Origin of the sequence: Caballeronia sordidicola (assembly GCF_002220365.1) — a bacterium.
Taxonomy (GTDB): Bacteria; Pseudomonadota; Gammaproteobacteria; order Burkholderiales; family Burkholderiaceae; genus Caballeronia; species Caballeronia sordidicola_C.
Map to the genome: position 1 here is coordinate 1 of NZ_MTHB01000014.1, position 18555 is coordinate 18555.

Consider the following 18555-nt stretch of genomic DNA (forward strand, 5'->3'; position numbering starts at 1 on the left):
GGCCTTTACGGGGGTGCTGCTACGCGAACAAATCGCAATCAGCATGGACGGGCGCGGCCGAGCGTTCGACAACATCTTTGTAGAGCGACTGTGGCGCAACGTCAAGCACGAGGATGTGTATTTGAATGGATATGAAACGATGGGCGAGCTTACGCTCGGCATGACGCGTTACTTCGATTTTTACAATAGCGAACGACCGCACCAGTCACTGGACTACCAAACACCTAACATCGTGTACGCCAGCGGGCATGGTGGAGGCGCTCTCATCGTCGACAAGTTTGGCTCTGGAAAAGACAAAACAGGGCAGCGCTGTTCCGCTGCAAGCGTGGATCTGAGTACAGCTTAAATCCAAACAAAAGCTGTCTTGACGGACGGGTCCACTTTACGTGTTGACGATATCTTTGAACGCTTTCCCGGCAGTAAACTTTACGGTTTTCGCAGCGGCAATTTGCAGGGGTTCGCCGGTTTTCGGATTGCGGCCACTGCGCGCAGCTCTCGCACCCACCACAAAAGAACCAAACCCGATCAGTTGGATGCTGTCGCCCTTGACGAGAGCTTGAGTAACCGTATCGACAAACGCGTCAATGGTTTGCGACGTCAGCGCCTTGCTTTCGCCTGTCTGACCAGCGATTGCATCAATGAGTTCTTGCTTGTTCATGTCAATCCTTAAAATGTGGCGCAAACAGAACGCCGATTGCAAAAGCGGAAACCATAGCACTGGATCCCGCTGCGTTACGATTTACGCCGTTTCCAAGTTCCCAATGCCGTACTCGCCCGATCCGGTCAGTCCGAGTGTTCGCGGTTGCATGGCAGCGCACCGTCATCGGAACATGACTCGCTTCGCTCTGGTCGGGCTATCCCGTGCGGTTGGTGTCGATGGCATAATCGGCTCCATCCTTGAACCGCACACTAGTTCGATATCAAGCATGCAACTCGATATTTTTGCTGACAGCCGCGATGTGATGTTGCGCAACGATGTTGTGAGCGCGCTGCAACGTTACGACGCGCGTGAGACGCAGCAGAGCCTTAAACGCCTGAGTGACGACTATCCGGACGATGACAGCGTTCCCCAACTGACCGTCCTCGCCGACGCACTTGATCGCCGCTCAGCCGCTGCGTTCTCCGGCCATTCAGCCGCGGCTGAGGCACGCTGTGCGCTTGTTGAACAAACCACGCCGGCCGCCCTGCGCATGTTTGGCGAACGTGCGGGCACACAATGGCTCGTGCCGATGTGGCGGGAATTGGCGCAGCGCGCGAGCTTGCTGCCATTCCGAGCCAATTCGATCGACACCCATGCCGCTGCCCTATGGCTGCAGGCAGGCGCTTGGTCGGCTGCGCGTGATGCTGTCCTGACCATTGAGTCGTGGCGCCGCATTCCGGCTCCAGTTATGTGGATGGCCGATGCCTTGTACCGACTCGACTCCCTGGAGACGACTTGGCCCTTGCTAGCGGAGCTTGCGTGGCTCGCGCCGGATCGCTTTGCCAGACTTGTGGATCGATTGGGCGATAAGTCGTTGGATTCGCTGCTCAAGAAGTTCCACGCGGGATTTGAAGGCGCCGGTGATGGTGCGGATATCGCTTGGTTTCCTGCCTGGGCGTTGATTGAGAAACCTGCCCTCGCCCGCCTGCTCGGAGCAACGCAGCCGTCAACGCGGTCCAGCCCAGAGCGCGCCATGCGACTGCTGCTGGAATTGCTCAGCCTTGAGCGGCAAGGTCGTCACTTCGAACTTCTGGAGTGCCGCAAGAAGCTTCAGGGGTTACACGCCTCGCTTTACGCTTGCTACATGAGCACTCGCTGATTGAAAACACTCTCAGTTGAAAATAGCCACCACAAGTGGACATTCGCGTCCCGATTTCGACGTCAGGCGTTCGGCTGGCGCTCGGCGCTACCGATTCAACGCCTGAAGGAAGCGGTAACCGAAATCAAACTCGCGGCCCGCACCGATCCCGTACTCGCAGCCAACGGCGCCATTTTGCTGCTCGAGAAGCTCTCGCCCGCTCTGGAGCAGGTCGACAGCTCTTCCGGCGCATTGGGAAGCGCAGTCACTCGCGCCATCGACCTGCTTGTCCCGATCATCGCCGCGCCAGACGTTGCGGAGTCCGTGCGTGAAATGTGGCTCGAGCGGCTATTCGATGCGCTACAAGAGGACCGAATCCCGTACATCGAGCAATTGGGCGAATTTTGGGGCCAGCTATGTGTGACGCCGGCGATTGCCTCGGCGTGGGCGGACAGGCTTTTGGGGATCACCACGCGCGTGCTGGGACCTGATGGCCATGGCGAATTCTTCACGGGCACAACAGGGTGTTTAAGTGCGATCTACGGCGCTCAACGCTACGACGAATTGATCCGGCTGGTAGACAGCGCGCGCTTGAACTGGTGGCACTATCGACGTTGGGGAGTTGATGCGCTGGTGGCGCTTGGTCGTCCGGCCGAAGCACTTCGCTATGCACAGGCCTCACAGGAAACCAATGCCCCGGCTGGCGCGGTCGCGAAAGCCTGTGACGCAATCCTTCTGGCATCGGGCATGGTCGATGAGGCCTATACCCGCTACGCCATCGAGGCCAACGAGGGCGCCACCTATCTGGCGACGTTTCGTGCCATCGTCAGAAAGTATCCGCACAAGCTGCCGGGCGACATCCTGCATGATCTTGTGGTTAGTGCCCCTGGCTCCGAAGGCAAGTGGTTCGCGGCGGCCAAGGACGCCGGTCTCTATGACTTGGCCGTGTCGCTTGCCAAGCAAGGCCCTACCGATCCGCGGACGCTCACGCGCGCAGCGAAAGACTTTGGTGTTAGCGAGCCCGAGTTTGCAATGTCCTGCGGGCTGAGTTCACTGCACTGGATGTCGGCGGGCTACGGTTACGACATTGCTCGCGCTGACGTGCTTGACGCATACGCTGCAGTCGCCCGTGCCGGCGAAACCCTGGGCATTGCCACGACCGAGATCAACACGCGCATTCGAGCTCAGCTAGGCAACCATGGCGCAGATCGATCGGTGGTCGCCGAAGTGTTATCCCATCAACTCCGCTGACGCGAACACGCCCCGCAAAAGCGAGCGCGTCGCGAACGACTATCGCGGATTGTGCGAATGGCCGTTGATGAGCGAGCTGAGTGACGCTCTTCGACCCAGGTTGTGTAAAAACGCGACGCCGATGCAGTGGCGATTTCACACGATCGTCGATATGCGCCGACGGCCTCTCCAAGTCCGTCTAGCGGCTACTGATTTTCTTGATCTTTGTGTGAGCGAACGAGGTGCTTAGGCGCTGCAGCGCGGCAATGCAGCCGGCCTAGTCTTACTGTGTCACAAAAACAACGATTTCATCCTGCATTTCATAGATAATAAGGAATCCATATTGACAGTTGAGCTGCAATGGAAAATCTGGCGAAGTTCGATCGCTACATCGAGTACTTGTGCGCAGCGCTAGAGCATAAGGATCGTAACGCCGGATTGCAGGACTATTGTCGCGGGCTGATGCTGCCGATCCATCGCAAGAGCGTTGAGCCCCTGGCAGCACATACCGATCCGCTGCACGTCTCAGCAAAGCATCAGTCACTGCATCACTTCGTGGCCAAGGCCGGATGGTCCGACAGCGCCGTGATGACGCGCATCCGGGACTGGGTTGTGCCACACCTTGGTCTGGACAGTGGCTGCTACTGGATCGTGGATGACACTGGAGTGCCGAAGAAGGGAACGCATTCAGTTGGCGTCGCACGCCAATACCGCGGTCAACTGGGTAAGCAGGACAACTGCCAGGTGGCGGTCAGTTTGTCGCTGGCCAGCGTTCCTGTTGGCTATCAATTGTATTTGCCCAAGGATTGGGCGACCGACCCGGTGCGCCGAAAGAACGCCGGGGTGCCGGACGGTGTGACGTTCGCTACCAAGCCGGAAATCGCTCTGGCGCAAATGCATGAGGCGCTCGCCTCGGGCATGCCCATGGGCGTGGTGCTGGCGGATGCCGGCTATGGCGATGAAACCGCCTTTCGCAGTGGCATCACTGAACTGGGCCTGCTGTATGCCGTGGGGATCCGGCCGGCAACCACGGTATGGGCGCCGGGCACCGCGCCCCTGCCGCCCAAGCCCTGGAGTGGCCGCGGCATACGGCCGACGAAGCTGCGCCGTGAGCCAGGTCACGAGCCGATGTCGGTCAAGGCATTGGCGATGGAATTGCCGCAGGAGGCCTATAGCACGCTCACCTGGCGAGAAGGTACCAACACGGATCTATCCTCGTGTTTCGCCGCTGTGCGGGTTCGTTCCGCTCATCGCGATTACTTGGGCACCGAGATGCGCCCCGAGGAGTGGCTGCTGATCGAGTGGCCCGAGGGAGAAGCCGAGCCGGTGAAATACTTTCTCTCCACGGCGCCGTCCGATGCCACCCTGGAACAACTGGTCTTCGTTACCAAGATGCGCTGGCGTATTGAACAAGACTACCAGGAGCTCAAGCAGGAGTTCGGCCTTGCGCATTACGAGGGTCGCGGCTGGCGCGGCTTCCATCACCATGCCACGCTGTGTATTGCGGCTTATGCCTTTCTCGTCACGGAGCGGCTCAGTCAGGACGCCGCAAAAAAAAACCGCGCTCGACCAGAAGCGTCTTCCCTACCCGAAAATTACATCCCTCGAGGCAGCCCAGCGAGTCCAGCGACACGTGCCTGACTCGATTTCGACGTTGCGATTGCTCATCGCCCGGGCCATCATCAGCAAGCTTCCGCCCTGTCCATGTTGCTGGGATGTCAGGTTACATTTGTGACACAGTAGTACTAGCCAAATTCGATATCCAAATTAACCTGCAACCAGTTGCTGGTACCTTCATGGCGTCTCGAATATGCTGCAACGAAGTTGGCTGATCTGAGTCTCTCCCCGAACGCGGTACTTCGGATTACCGATCAATGAAAACGACGGAAATGTGCGCAGGGTCGGGGCTATATCGTTCGCGCATCCACCTCGCTCTAACCAAGCCCGGAAGCTGACGGAAAGTCTTCCAGTGCACGTCCGCGCTCTTGGCATTCGTAGATTACGCATCTAATGTAGAAGGGCTTGCCGAGCGTGGCTTGACCACATAGGTGAATGGCATCTCATTGATGAACTGCGCTAAAGGACGAACTGACTTAGGATCCATTCAACCGGTTAGCCGTTTTCTACGAGTGTCGCCAACACCCTCTCAAGCCGCGACATATTAATGCCGGCCGGAAGTACCGAGAGGGCATGGACCGGTGCACGTTGGTGTCCTAAAAAAACGGGTTTACTATGGGAGTATCAGTGATTAGTCCATCGGTGACTCCGCGGTTGCTGCCGATGCTCGCGGCTAATATGTCCGAGCCAGTGTGGTTAGGCATGTTTACCGTTTCTCCAGTCTGGATTACTATCCTGCGACGCCAACCAAACTCGGAAATACCGGGAAAATGTGAAAATGTACAAGAGAATAAGAAATGCAATCGTTATTACTACCTTCGGGGTGGTATTGTCGGCCTGCGGGACGACTCAAATGAACATGATTGATGTTCAGACCGCTACCGCCAAGACATTGGGATTGGCATCTTCGGACGAAATTACCATATCGAATACCAAATATGGGCAAAAAAATGCGCTTGGAGGACAACAGGTCAGCTACGATGCCACAACGAGTAGAGGACGTCGCTTTTCGTGCACAGCCTTTATGATTCCAGGGCTAACGCCACTCAATCCACCGACCTTCAACAACGGGGAATGTCATCCACGGGGGTAAGCCCAAATCCTGGCGATACAGTGTCTTGTGTCGCCCTAACCAATTGTTGGAATCGTTAATCGGTGCTGAGCCAATAACCTTATTCGCCTAGGTCAAAGCCGCCGGCTTATTTGTCAACTTGATACAGCCAAGCTAACGTGTGCCAGTAGCAACTGACGGCGGCTTGACGAGCGCCGATGCTTTGACAGCGACAAAATGCCTGCCAAACAGAATCACGGACTGGACGTCGCTGATTACTGATGATGCGATGCAAATTTCTCCGCCCTTTGACACACCATGCGAACTTTGCATTGAAATTTTTCGGGATTTTCGAAGACGCCCGCGATTCGAATGAAAGCGGGCGACGCTTTGAAACTTGTCGTCAAGATCGACCGGGCTGGGCGAGGAATGTCGACACCATTGAACGCCCTGCCGTGCTCATCAAAAGCGTGTAACCGGCCCCGTTCCGACATGGTCCCGACGGACTGCTTATCGGTGGGCCGCTGAAGGCCTCCTCGATGCGAATTGGCGCCCCTGGGAGGCATAGGTCCAACCACGCGCGTGCCCAATGATGATGGTCGAAAACATGCAGCGCGCCTGACGGCCCAGCACTACCTTTGAGGCCTTGCACGGCGGCGGCTCCGGGGCTTGTAGCAGCCGGCGAGAAACCGAAAGATAATGGCCGGCCACGTTGTCCTGTGCACCAACGGGCTCTTCTAGGTTGTGCACAGAGTGGCCGAGCGCCCAGACCCGCCAGTTTTTAATTGCGGCTATTGTTCGTCTCTGACGCTGCCGGACAAGCGTGGTCCTTGCCCCAATGCCCATCACAGGCACGCCAGCGACAAATCTCATCGGTGAAGAAGTTGTCCTTGCCACACTCTTTCAAACGGGCTGCAAGCTTCGCATCGCCCTTCACGGACACCCGAGGCGCGTCTCCATCCAGCTTGCTTGTAGCGGGCGGCGTGTACGGTTTGGTGCGCGAAACCAGCGCGGCAAGCAGGTCGACGTCCTGATCGTCCGTTTTGCTCGCCTTCTGTGCGGACGGATGCTTTTTTCTCTGCGCGGCAAGCGTCTCGTGCCTGGACGTCTTGCTATCGCGCGCTTCGCGCACATCCTGCCTCAAAGACCTCCTCGTGGTCTTCGCGTCGCTGCGGGCAACTGTCGTCTTAGCGGACGGCGCAGCCTTCTTGCCGGCCGCGTCCGTCGTGTTCCCAGTGCTCGCCACCTTGTTGGCCGGCGCCGCAGCGGACGCGGCAATCTCTTCCGATGCACCGTTCTCAAGCGCGTTCGCAATCCTGCCCGTCGCCTTAAGCGACGCGTTGTCATCGTCGCCCGCGACGATCGATGCAGCCTGCGAAATTGACGCCGCCTGCGACGCCGCCTGAGCACTGACAGCCTGCGTGGCCGCACCGCTCGCTGGCTTCATCGCTGCAGATGTATTCGCCGCCGTATTCGTCGGCCGGCTTGATGCTCCCGCCGCGGTAACGGATTTATTTCCATTTGCGCCGGCCCCCGCGCTTATTGAGGAATCAGCTGCAGAACCACTCTGAGAATCAGTCCGCCAATCACGCAGATAATGCCAGCCACCCCACGCCGCCGCGCCTGCTAGCAAAAGAGCCGGCAGCGCATAAACCGATTTAGAGCGCCGCGGGCGTACTGGCCCGCTTTCCACTCGGCCTTCAAGACTGGCGAGAATTCGCGAGCCATTTGCGTGTTCGGCCTTTTCCGTGCCGGAAAGGAGGCTAGGCGGCGCTTTAAAATTCGACGGATCCGGCACACTCATTAAAATGTCTCGTTGATACTTGATTAAGTTTGCCCAGATAATACGCCGGAAGCAGCTTCCGGTGGTTCAATGGACACCTGATTCTAAAAGCAAGCAATACAAAATACAATGACCAGACATTCCCGGGGCAGATCTTGATCGCAGTAGCAATTTTCGCCTATTTCCTGATTGCTGTCGCAATAGCCGCGCTCTTGTTCTTACCCGGACTGCGATCGGCAGCATTCACGCTTTTTTTTCAATGGTTTGACAACCTGCGTAATAGCGTGTCAGCGAGATTGTCCGCCCGGCGAGCCTTTGCACAAGACCGACTCGCTTATTCGGTCAAAATTTCCCGTTCCTCGATTATCGATGCACGTCGTATCGTTGTTGGCAAGCGCTTGCTGATTTTGTCTACCGCGGGTATTCTTGTCGCGCCGCCATTAGTTGCACTGGTAATGCGCAAACGGCAATTATTCCAGTATGACGAAGACCTGCGCGTTCCAGACGAGAAAATCGCGGCGCTTCTTAACGGCGAGCAACTCGTTCCGCCGCCACCCTTACCACCCGATGTGTTTGCAACACGCGAAGTCGAGCAGGTCCGGCCAGCCTTGAAAGACGCAAGCCGTGACTGGAATTTGCTGGATGCCGATTTTCGGACGCGTTTGTTGCTCGTGTACAAAATCATGCGCGAACAACATGGATACGAAATGGCGCTATTGGAAGGATATCGAAGCCCGGAGCGCCAGAATAGATTGGCACAAATGGGGAGCAATATAACCAATGCCGGGGCGTTTCAAAGCTATCACCAATATGGTCTCGCCGCAGATAACGCTTTCTTGCAGAACGGAAAGATTGTAATTTCCGAAAAGGATCCCTGGGCAATGCGGGGTTATCAGTTGTACGGCGAGACAGCCGAATCGGTCGGACTGACCTGGGGCGGCCGCTGGAAATTGATGGATCTCGGCCATGTCGAGTACCACAAGCCTGGCTTCAAGATCGGGCAGGCGCATTGAACGCTTCACTGGACGCACTGTTCCAGCGCTCGCCGTTGCGTCGCCGCCATTCGCGCGGTTGCCATGAAAACTTCAAAGACCTGACTGCACTATGCGACGTTTCCTGAACGTGTTGACCCGACCGCGCACGCTGACTATTGTCGGCGGCATTACGCTGGCCGCATTCCTCTTCGTCGTCGCCGACCTGCTCCAGATCGACTGGACCTGGCCCGTGGCGATCTTCGGCGCGGCCGTGTTCCTGTGGTTGCTCTCGTATGCCTGGAAGCGTCACAAGACGCGGCGTGCCAACGCGAAACTGGGCGACATGCTCGAACAGCAAGCGGAAACCGGCCGAGGGCATGCATCGGCGGAACCGGGCATGCAAGCCGAACTGGACACCCTGCGCGCACGTTTGTCGGCGGCTGTCAAAACCATCAAGACGTCGAAAATCGGCCAGGCCTCGGGCGGCGCCGCGCTCTATGAACTGCCGTGGTACATCGTGATCGGCAACCCGGCTGCCGGCAAGAGCAGCGCCGTGTTGAACTCGGGCCTGCAATTCCCTTTCGCGGATAAAAACGATGCCGTGGTCCATGGCATTGGCGGCACGCGCAACTGCGACTGGTTTTTCACGACTGAAGGCATCCTGCTCGATACCGCCGGGCGCTACTCCATTCACGAAGAGGACCGCAGCGAATGGCTCGGTTTTCTCGGCCTGCTCAAGCGCTATCGGCCGAAGGCGCCGATCAACGGCATCATCGTGACGGCAAGCATTGCCGAGCTCACCAACAACCGTCCCGAGTTTGCGATCAACCTGGCCAAGAACCTGCGCCAGCGCGTGCAGGAGCTGACCGAGAAGCTGGAAGTGTTCGCGCCGGTCTATGTGATGTTCACCAAGGCTGACCTCATCACCGGTTTCACCGAATTTTTCAGCGGCAACGAGAAACAGGAATACGACCGCGTCTGGGGCGCTACCCTGCCCTACGAGCCGGACGAAAAGCGCGATGTGGTGGGCCTCTTCGACACCCGCTTCGATGAACTGCATGAAGGCCTGAAAGAAATCAGCATCGCGCAGATATCGATGAACCGCGGCCTGAAGTTGTCGCCGGGGCAACTGAGTTTTCCGCTTGAATTCTCGGCCATCAAGCCGACCCTGCGCACCTTCCTCGCAACGCTGTTCGAAAACAATCCGTTCCAGCACAAGCCTATTTTCCGCGGTTTCTATTTCACCAGCGCGCTACAGGAAGGCACGACCAACAGCGCGGCGACACAACGCATTGCGCATCGCTTCGGACTGGAAGGCGAAGGATTGCCCCAAGCTCAAAGCGCGTTTTCGAAGAATGGTTTTTTCCTGCGCGACCTGTTTTCCAAGGTCATCTTTGCGGATCGGGAGACCGTGCGCCAGTTTGCGAGTCCGATCAAGACCCGCACACGCTACACCGCGTTCTTCGGTTTCGTCGCCGTCTTGGCGCTGTTGCTCGGTGGCTGGACCTGGTCGACGATCGGCAACCAGCAGCTTGCGTCGAACGTCGCAGCCGATCTCGACAAGGTGGTCAAGCTGCAGCAGAACCGCAACGACCTGCAGTCGCGGCTCGAAGCCATGGACATTCTCGAAGACCGCATCGAACAGCTCGACCAGTTCCGGCGTGAACGGCCGCTCTCGGTTTCGCTCGGGCTGTACCAGGGCGATCGTCTTGAACAGCATCTGCTCACCGAGTATTACTTTGGCGTGAAGCAACTGTTGCTCGCGCCGGTATCGGCGAACCTTGCTTCGTTCATGAAGGACGTCAACGCACATCCTGAGCAACTGTCGCCCATGACCCGTCCGCCCGAATCCGGTGCGATGGCGGTGTCCACTGCGAATGCACGCAACGCAATGGCCGCGGCGAACAACAATGGCGGCCTCTATAACGATGCCTCGCCGTCCAACGTGGAAGACGCCTACAACGCGCTCAAGACCTACCTGATGTTGAGCGACAAGCGGCATGCGGAGACTGCTCATTTGACGGATCAGGTCGCCCGTTTCTGGCGTGGCTGGCTGGAGCAGAATCGCGGCAACATGCCTCGCGACGAGATGATCCGCAGCGCCGAGCGCATGCTCACGTTCTATCTGTCGCGCGTCAATGACGACGACTGGCCGATGATCGATTCGAATCTGGCGCTCGTCGACCAGACACGCGAAAACCTTCGTCATGTGGTGCGCGGCCTGCCCGCTCGCGAACGTGTCTACGAAGAGATCAAGGCACGTGCCTCCACCCGTTTCGCGCCCATGACCGTCGCGCGCATCGTGGGCGAGGACAAAACCGGCCTGGTGGCCGGCAGCTACGCCATTCCCGGCACCTTCACGCGTGAAGCGTGGAGCGACTACGTGCAGCCCGCGATCCGCGATGCCGCGACCAAGGAATTGCAGGCGAAGGACTGGGTGCTCAATGTGTCGGCGCACGACGACCTGACGCTCGAAGGAAGCCCGGAGCAGATCCAGAAGGCGCTCGTCGCGATGTACAAGACCGAGTACGCGGCGCAGTGGACCCGCTTCATGCAGGGTGTCGTGGTGCAAAGTTTCGGCAGCTTCGGGCAAGCGGTCGATTCGATGAACCGGCTCGGCGATCCGCAGGACTCACCTATCCGCAAGGTACTTGAAACCGCGTACGAGCAGACTTCGTGGGACAACCCATCGCTTGCATCCGTCCAGGTCGATCGCGCGAAGGCCGGGGCCATGGACCGTGCGAAGAGCTGGATCTCGAACTTGTTCTCGCGCTCGTCCAACGGTGCGATCAACGCCAACATCGACCTCAATGGCCGCCCCGTGCAATTGCCGATGGGGCCGGTCGGGCAGGAGTTCTCGGGGCTCGCACGCATTGTCGTGAAGCGTGACAGCGGCTCGATGCTGCAGAACTACATGGACTCGCTCTCGAAGGTTCGAACCCGCTTCAACGTCCTCAAGAACCAGGGCGATCCGGGACCGGGTGCTCGCCAGTTGATGCAGCAAACACTCGATGGCAGCGGCTCGGAACTCTCGGACTCACTGAAACTGGTGGATGAGCAGATGCTCAACGGCCTCACCGAATCGCAGCGCAGGGGCCTGCGTCCGCTGCTCGTGCGCCCGCTGATGCAGGCCTATGCGGTGATCATCCAGCCGGCTTCCGTCGAGGTGAACAAGGTGTGGAACGCGCAGGTTTATCAAACGTTCCAGTCGTCACTCGCCGACAAGTATCCGTTCTTGGCCAACGGCAAGGTGGAGGCAGGCGCTGGCGAAATCGCGCAAGTGTTCGGGCCTGACGGCTCGATCGCGAAGTTCGTGGGGACGACCCTCGGACCGCTCGCGGTACGTCGCGGCGATGCACTGAGCGCGCGGACGTGGGGTGACATGGGTCTCGCGCTGACGCCTGGATTCACCAATGGTTTTGCAAGCTGGGTCGCACCGCTTGCGGGCGGAGCATCGACCGGAGCCGGCGCCGGCGGTGCGGGCTCGGCGGAACCGCAGACGGTGTTCCAGATCCTTCCTCAGCCGAGCTCCGGTACGACCGAATTCACCTTCGAGATCGACGGCCAGCAATTGCGCTATCGCAACACCCCGCCGCAGTGGACCAACTTCGTGTGGCCGAATCCGCAGGGAACGCCCGGCGCGCATCTGAGCGCAACCACGTTCGACGGCCGCACGGTTGAACTCGTCAACGAGCCGGGCCGCTACGGTCTCGAGAAGCTGATCAACGCGGCACAACGCAAGCGCCGTCCTGACGGCACCTTCGATCTCACCTGGACCCAGGGCAGCGTGTCGATCTCGGTGAGCATGCGGATCATCAGCTCGGCGCAGGCGGCCGGCGCCGGTGGTGGCGGCAGTAGTGGAAACAGCGGAGATCAGCCACAGCGTCAGAGCCTGCGCGGTTTGCAATTACCTTCATCGGTAGCGGACGTTGCAGCCGCAGCCGGCAGAACGGCGGTGCCGGTGGCGCCGGCCGGATCCAAGCAAACTGCTGCCGCAACATCGGCTAATGGAGACACGCAATGACGCAGACCGTACAGGCGCAGGTCGCGTACTTCGGGAAGATTCCATCGCGCGGCGACTTCGTGAAGAGCGCGAACAATCCGCAGTTGCTGAACACGCTCGATCGATATGTGGCGCAAGGCATGGAACTGCTCGCGGAAGATCCGCGCTGGAAGATCGTCTATGACGAAGCCAAGCCGGTTCACTTCGCCTTTCTCGGCTCGCAGAGCAAGCTCGCCATAGCGGGCCATATGGTCACGAGCCACGACCAGTCGCAGCGCCGCTTTCCGTTTCTCGCGGCGGCCGCGCTTGAAGTCGACCGTCCGTTGAGCTTCCTGCCGCGTAGCCCCCTCGCCTTCGCGCGACTGTGGTCGCGTATCGCGACGCAGATGCAGCCGCTGCTCGGCGACATCGAGCCGCCCGGTGCGTTGCAGGCGCTGGCAGAAACACAGATTGCCGTCGATATCGATTCGCAGCGCAACCCGCACGACGGCACCTTCGCGGATTTTGTCGAGCATCAGACGCTGGCAGGTCTTGAGCAGATGCTGCTCGCGAACGGTCATCCGGTACGTCTGCGCGGCGCGATGCTTGCGCTCGGGTCGCTGCTCAAGCCGGTGATGGCAAGCGGCTCGTCGCATCTCGAACGCGGCCTGACGCTGCCGTTGCCGAATGATCCGTTCTACCGGAGCCTGGTTGCAGCGCTCTGGCTTGAACTGATCGCGCCGTTTGTCTCGCAGGCTGACTTCGAACTGGCGATCTTCATTGGCACGATTGCTTCGCGTGAGCGGCTGGTGGTCGGCTTCAACGGCGCTTCGGCGAAAACGCTGCACAGTATTGTCGATCCACAGGTATATGCGTCCCATAACATCGATATCGACGATCCCGAGTGGATCGACGCTCATGCACAGAACGATCATGGCATCAGCAAGCTCGTCAGTTATCTCGATCAACCGGAACTCTCGCTGCGTGTCGCGATCGACACGTTCCGCGAAGTTTTCATTGGAGCTTGAGCGCATGCGTTCGATCGTAGCCCTGTGCTTCCTGGTCGGTGCGGTCAGTGCGCATGCGCAGACCGTCAATCCGGTCGCGGGCGATCCGGTGAAGACCACGGCGTTGCCAGCGGTCGCGGCACCAGCTTCGCCAGCTCTTCAGAATCCCAATGCGACCGGCGCAATCGTGTCGGCGCCTGCGACGGCCAACACGGTGCCGGGACAGGTCGTGGCCGGTGGCACCGTGCCGGACGAAGCGACCAAGGCAGCCGTGCTTGCGCGTTTGCGCGATACGTATGGGGCGAGCAACGTAGTTGATCAGATCGAGATCGGCGATGTTGCGACACCGCCGAACTGGGGCGCCAATGTGCAGAAGCTGATCAACCCGCAGTTGAAGCAGATCAGCAAGGGGCAGTTGAGGATCGACGGCACGGCGATCGATGTGAAAGGCGAAGTGAGTAATGAGGCGCAGCGCCAGCAGATTGCGAGCGACATGGCCAACGCATTGAACCCTACGTACACGATCAAGAATGGCCTCCGTGTCACGGCATCGGAACAAGGGTTACTCGACCGGACGCTGGCTAATCGTACGATTGAATTCGAAACTGGCAGTGCGACTTTGACGCCGCAAGGACGCGCTATTCTCGATCAGATGGCGGCTGTGCTTGTGAAGATGACAACGCGCACAGTCGAAGTGATCGGACATACCGACAATGCGGGCAACCGTAGTTCGAACGTTGCGTTGAGCCAGGCGCGCGCGGACGCGGTGAAGGGATATCTGGTCGCGAAAGGAATCAGTCCGCAGACGCTGAATACGACGGGCATTGGACCGGATCAGCCGATTGCGTCGAATGATACGAATGACGGTCGGGCGCGCAATAGACGGATTGAGTTTCGGGCGGGACAATAAGGGTGGTCGGGGTTCAGGCGCAAATTGCGACGGCGAATGAGATGCGGCCCGCTTGCTCTCCACCTCAGCGGACAGAGAACCACTTGTCGATGTCTTTCAACTTACTCATCCGCTTGGCAGGTGCTCGTCAAAACTCGACCTTAACCCTTATGCCATCCTGTTTGCACCGGAGCGCACTCTCCTATTTTGAAATCAGAGGCTTTAGACGGAGATCCATCCGGCAGCCTGCAGTAATGGGCGGCAGCACGAGCAACGTGCCGATATAAGGACAAGCGATCTGCGGAACGGTCCTGAACTGCCCGAAAAATGTAATGTCAGTGGAAAACAGTTTCCTGCGCAAGAGAAACACCGAAGCAAGAAAGAGCGCCTCTGGACCGTAATTAATCAGAGCGTGAGTCCCATTACATAGCGAACGTTTTTTCTCAGAATTGCCGACGATCGATTCGGTAGTTGATATGCCGTCCGGATACGGTCGATCTTTTGTGGTTGAAGAAACATGCGCAAGACCCTACCGGTGACATACAGCCGGCGACGCAATCCGATTGAATTTCACATTGATAATACAAATATCGCTTTCCGGCTTAATGTCATTTAGAATCGTCTCCCGACGAGATAATCCGCCCGCTTGAATAAGACGAGAAGGTTATATGGGGTCGAATCCACTGTACGACATGCTCCGCATTGGCAATGCGCAATATAACCGCTTAATCAAACTCGATACGCCGTTAGGCGTCGATTGGCTTCTGCCGCTGCTGGTCAGGGGAATCAGCCGTCTTGGTCGTGATTATGAATTTATCGTCGATGTCGTCACGAGCCGGGGCAGCCAGATTGAGCTCAAGGCGCTGCTCGCGCGCGCGGTGACGCTGTGGATCCGACAAACGGACGGCTCGTATCTGCCCTTCCACGGATATGTCCACCGGTTCAGCCGGCTCGGCTCGGACGGGCCGCTGACCTACTACCAACTGCGCTTTTCATCATGGCTGCACTTTCTGCGGTTGCGCCGCGACATGCGCGACTGGCAGGAGCAGAGTGGCGAGCAGATTCTGAGCGATGTGTTTGATCAGCATCCGCAGGCGCAGGGCGCATATAGGTTCGATCTGCGCGAGCCCCTCCCGTCCTACTCGAACCGTGTGCAATGGGAGTACGACGACAACTTCGTCCACCGGAGCATGGAAGAGACCGGCGTGTTCCCGCGCTTTGAGCAGGCGAAGGACGGGAAGTCGCACACGCTGGTCGTGATGGATGACCTTTACTTTGCTCCGGCGCTGGACCAGCAAACCGTGCCGTTCAGCCACGCAGGCACCAACGATGAGACCGCCGGCCTTTCCCAGTGGAAAGAGCAGCAGAGCGTCGAGAGCGCCCAATTGACGACGCGCACGTCCGACTACAAGCGCCCTGACCTACCCAAGGAGATCAGCGGCTCGACCAAAAACCAGAGCGACCTGCCGGCCCAAGGTGAAGTCTACGACTACACGGGCGCCTATACGTGGTCAGCCCGGGAACAGGGCGAGCAACGGGTGATCACGCGGACGGAAGAATGGGAATCGCGGGCCAAGCGCTTTTACGGGACCGGCAGTTTGCGATGCGCGATACCCGGGCGTTGGTTCGAACTGACCGGCCATCCGGTACACGACAGCGGCTCGCAGCAGGATCGTGAGTTCGCGATCATCGAGGTCAAGTGGACGATCCAGAACAACATCCAGGGAGCAGACGGTAGCACCGATTTCCCGCAGAGTTTGAGCGCTGAGGTGGAGCAGATACGTTCGACTCAAACGCGGGCCGGTGAGGCCGTGCGGCACCCGGACGGCAGCGAAGGATTCTTCCTGGTCGAAATCGAGGCGCAACGGCGCCGGGTGCCGTTTCGCAGTCCCTTCGAGCATCACAAGCCGGTCATGCAACTGCAGAGCGGGACGATTGCCGGCCCAGGCAGCGAAGAGATCTATACGGACGAGCTGAACCGGGTGAAGGTCCTGTTTGCGTGGAACCGTCGCAACGACGGCGATGAGCGTGCGTCGTGCTGGGTACGCTCGGCGTTTCCCGATGCCGGTTCACAACGCGGCGGGACCTTCCCGTTGCGCAAGGGGGACGAAGTCATCGTTGGATTCATGGAAGGTGACTGCGACCGGCCCGTCATCCTGTCGCGCATGCACGGCGGCTCGACGCAACCCGTGTGGAACACCAACGGGCTGTTGTCCGGGCACCGGTCGAAGGAATATGGCGGTAGCGGTTATAACCAGATTGTGATGGATGACTCGACGGGGCAGAGCCGTGTCCACCTCTATTCGACGAGCTCTGAATCGCACCTGCACTTGGGCTACCTGATCCAGCACACAGACAATACTCGAGGCGCTTACCTGGGCAGCGGTTTTGATCTCAAATCGAACGCCTATGGTGCGATCCGGGCCGGCCAGGGACTGGTGGTATCGACCTATCCGGCGTCGGTCAATCAGCCCCTGAATGTGAGCCAGGCAAGCGGGCAACTGGTGAGTGCGGAAACACTTGTCGAGAGGATGTCGGAGGCGAGCGTCGCCAACCAGGCGGAAACTCTGCAACCCGGTCAGGATGCATTGAAGAAGTTCACCGATGCAACCCAGTACGGCGTCTCTGGCAGCAATGGATCCAGCGGACGCACTGCGGGCGGTGGTACCGGCAGCGCTAACGGGTTCAGCACGCCGATCATGCTTATGGCGAGTCCCGCAGGGATGGCGTTGTCGACCCAGCAATCCGCACAGATCACGGCTGACCAGCACGTGAACATTGTGAGCGGACAAAGCACCCACGTCGCGGCAGGCAAATCGCTGATCGTGAGCGTCACGGAGAAGATCAGCATGTTCGTACAGAACGCCGGGATGAAGCTGTTTGCTGCGAAGGGCAAGGTTGAGATTCAGGCTAAGAGCGATGAAATGGCACTGACCGCGCTCAAGGATCTCACCATTACCAGCGTGAACGGCAGGCTGGTTTTATCTGCCGAAAAGGAGGTCTGGATCGGCGCCGGTGGTTCGTACATCAAGATTGGCCCCAACCTCATTGAGAACGGCACGGCGGGGCAAATTCTCGAAAAATGTGCGTCGTGGGACAAACCGGGCGCCGCGTCGATGCGTCTGCCGACGCCGCTGACCAGCGTTGCAAAGGGATGCGCGTGGCGCTCTGCCGCGGCTTCTGCCGACAGTGCTTCCAGCATTGCACTGGACTGAGGTGAACATGACATCACCCAGCTATGGTCAAGGACGCAATCCGGGGAGTAACGCCGAGGATGGGGGCGACGCCGCCGTGGTTCCTGATGCCGATCGAAGCGCGGCCATATTGCGGGCTTGGTTCTCCCAACGCCCAGAAGCACGTTGCCTGTTGGCAGTGGACCCGAGTCGACGGCCGTTGACCGATCGTCCAGACGCTGGCGTGTTTTTCAGCGAGCAGACCGCCGTGCCTGTCGAGATAGCGCATGAAGCCTTTCCCGATGAGCATCGTCCCTATCTGATCGAACTTGATCTTTCGACGCCGGAAGGTGCGAAGCTATTGTTGGAAAGCGTGCGTCTTGCTTTCGAGGATCGACATCCTGATGTTGTCGCACGAGGTCAGGGTCAACGCATCGGAGGCTGGCTTGCCAGTACAGCGCCGGCGGCCGAGGTCGCCGCCTACTGGTCCCGGCAAGTGCTGCAGGTAGACGAAAGCGGGCGTCGATGCGCGCTACGCTTCTACGACAGTCGTGCGCTGGCTTTGATATGGTCCATCCTGACGACGGGCCAGAAGCAGGTGCTGTTAGGTCCAGTGAACGCATGGCACGCCCTGGATGCAAGCGCCAGAGCGTGCGTCTATACGGCCGAGGTTGCATTGCAGTCCAGTCTCCTACTCACGCGCGAGCAGTGGCAGGCAATTCACCGCCATGGCGTGGTCAATAAGGCACTCGGGCTTCATATGCACGCAACCGGTCGTCAGCCGCACCGGCACGAACTGGAAACCGCGGTCGCGAGTGCTGCCCGCGCAGAGCAATATGGATTGCAGGACCCGGATGACAGGGTCGCCTTCGTTGGCCATGCTCTGTCATGGCACCCGCGTTTCGACGCCCATCCTAGAGTGCGCGAAGCGTTGCAGTTGCTGCCCGGTCTTCTTTATGCGGCGGCGGTGAGCGAGTTGTCCCCTAGTGAAATTGAAGAGATCCGGCGTGGCGCGTGGTTCGAACAGAAGCCGACTCGTCGGACAGTCTGACGGTCAATTCCATCCGTTGA

General features: G+C 58.9%; 12 protein-coding genes. 10 read left to right on the forward strand and 2 right to left on the reverse strand.

Going from position 1 to position 18555, the window contains the following annotated elements; genetic code table 11:
* Positions 1 to 346 (forward strand): integrase core domain-containing protein (locus BSU04_RS01410; RefSeq protein WP_256981997.1); only part of this gene is annotated, 346 nt, incomplete at its 5' end.
* 36 nt (positions 347 to 382) lie between these two features.
* Here BSU04_RS01410 and BSU04_RS01415 read toward each other — a convergent pair.
* Positions 383 to 658 carry an HU family DNA-binding protein gene (locus BSU04_RS01415; RefSeq protein WP_089158923.1) on the reverse strand — a complete coding sequence of 92 codons (276 nt, stop codon included), beginning with the start codon at positions 656 to 658 and terminating at the stop codon, positions 383 to 385.
* A gap of 268 nt (positions 659 to 926) precedes the next feature.
* Here BSU04_RS01415 and BSU04_RS01420 point away from each other — a divergent pair, with 268 nt between their 5' ends.
* The 3 genes from BSU04_RS01420 (at position 927) to BSU04_RS01430 (ending at position 4649) form a co-directional block, all read left to right on the forward strand.
* Positions 927 to 1799 carry a hypothetical protein gene (locus BSU04_RS01420; RefSeq protein ID WP_089158924.1) on the forward strand — a complete coding sequence of 291 codons (873 nt, stop codon included), beginning with the start codon at positions 927 to 929 and terminating at the stop codon, positions 1797 to 1799.
* Complete coding sequence (locus BSU04_RS01425) at positions 1800 to 3029, forward strand: hypothetical protein (RefSeq protein ID WP_089158925.1); 1230 nt, start codon at positions 1800 to 1802, stop codon at positions 3027 to 3029. It abuts the gene before it with no gap.
* 339 nt (positions 3030 to 3368) lie between these two features.
* Positions 3369 to 4649, forward strand: a complete 1281-nt coding sequence (locus BSU04_RS01430; RefSeq protein ID WP_089158926.1) for an IS701 family transposase — start codon at positions 3369 to 3371, stop codon at positions 4647 to 4649.
* 1808 nt (positions 4650 to 6457) lie between these two features.
* Here the strand turns inward: BSU04_RS01430 and BSU04_RS01445 are convergent.
* A complete protein-coding gene (locus BSU04_RS01445) occupies positions 6458 to 7123 on the reverse strand; it encodes a hypothetical protein (RefSeq protein WP_089158929.1) in 666 nt (221 codons plus the stop codon).
* 491 nt (positions 7124 to 7614) lie between these two features.
* Here BSU04_RS01445 and BSU04_RS01450 point away from each other — a divergent pair, with 491 nt between their 5' ends.
* From BSU04_RS01450 to BSU04_RS01475, 6 genes are all read left to right on the forward strand, one after another.
* Complete coding sequence (locus tag BSU04_RS01450; RefSeq protein ID WP_089158930.1) at positions 7615 to 8472, forward strand: M15 family metallopeptidase; 858 nt, start codon at positions 7615 to 7617, stop codon at positions 8470 to 8472.
* Positions 8473 to 8563: 91 nt separating this feature from the next.
* Positions 8564 to 12457, forward strand: a complete 3894-nt coding sequence (tssM, locus tag BSU04_RS01455) for a type VI secretion system membrane subunit TssM (protein WP_089158931.1) — start codon at positions 8564 to 8566, stop codon at positions 12455 to 12457.
* Positions 12454 to 13443 carry a type VI secretion system-associated protein TagF gene (gene tagF, locus BSU04_RS01460; RefSeq protein WP_089158932.1) on the forward strand — a complete coding sequence of 330 codons (990 nt, stop codon included), beginning with the start codon at positions 12454 to 12456 and terminating at the stop codon, positions 13441 to 13443. Before tssM ends, tagF begins: the two co-directional genes overlap by 4 nt.
* A 4-nt stretch (positions 13444 to 13447) precedes the next feature.
* Positions 13448 to 14332: an OmpA family protein gene (locus BSU04_RS01465; RefSeq protein ID WP_089158933.1), complete on the forward strand. Its 885-nt coding sequence runs from the start codon at positions 13448 to 13450 to the stop codon at positions 14330 to 14332.
* 647 nt (positions 14333 to 14979) lie between these two features.
* Entirely contained in the window at positions 14980 to 17526 is a 2547-nt protein-coding gene (locus BSU04_RS01470; protein WP_089158934.1) for a type VI secretion system Vgr family protein, read from the forward strand.
* A 7-nt stretch (positions 17527 to 17533) separates the two neighbouring features.
* Positions 17534 to 18535, forward strand: coding sequence for a DUF4123 domain-containing protein (locus tag BSU04_RS01475; RefSeq protein WP_089158935.1), 1002 nt, complete (start codon positions 17534 to 17536; stop codon positions 18533 to 18535).
* The last annotated feature ends 20 nt before the right edge of the window (positions 18536 to 18555 follow it).

Coding starts and splice junctions, on each gene's coding strand:
- BSU04_RS01415 (WP_089158923.1), bottom strand. CDS start 658: ATGAACAAGCAAGAACTCATTGATGCAATCGCTGGTCAGACAGGCGAA.
- BSU04_RS01420 (WP_089158924.1), top strand. CDS start 927: ATGCAACTCGATATTTTTGCTGACAGCCGCGATGTGATGTTGCGCAAC.
- BSU04_RS01430 (WP_089158926.1), top strand. CDS start 3,369: ATGGAAAATCTGGCGAAGTTCGATCGCTACATCGAGTACTTGTGCGCA.
- BSU04_RS01445 (WP_089158929.1), bottom strand. CDS start 7,123: ATGAAGCCAGCGAGCGGTGCGGCCACGCAGGCTGTCAGTGCTCAGGCG.
- tssM (WP_089158931.1), top strand. CDS start 8,564: ATGCGACGTTTCCTGAACGTGTTGACCCGACCGCGCACGCTGACTATT.
- tagF (WP_089158932.1), top strand. CDS start 12,454: ATGACGCAGACCGTACAGGCGCAGGTCGCGTACTTCGGGAAGATTCCA.
- BSU04_RS01465 (WP_089158933.1), top strand. CDS start 13,448: ATGCGTTCGATCGTAGCCCTGTGCTTCCTGGTCGGTGCGGTCAGTGCG.
- BSU04_RS01470 (WP_089158934.1), top strand. CDS start 14,980: ATGGGGTCGAATCCACTGTACGACATGCTCCGCATTGGCAATGCGCAA.
- BSU04_RS01475 (WP_089158935.1), top strand. CDS start 17,534: ATGACATCACCCAGCTATGGTCAAGGACGCAATCCGGGGAGTAACGCC.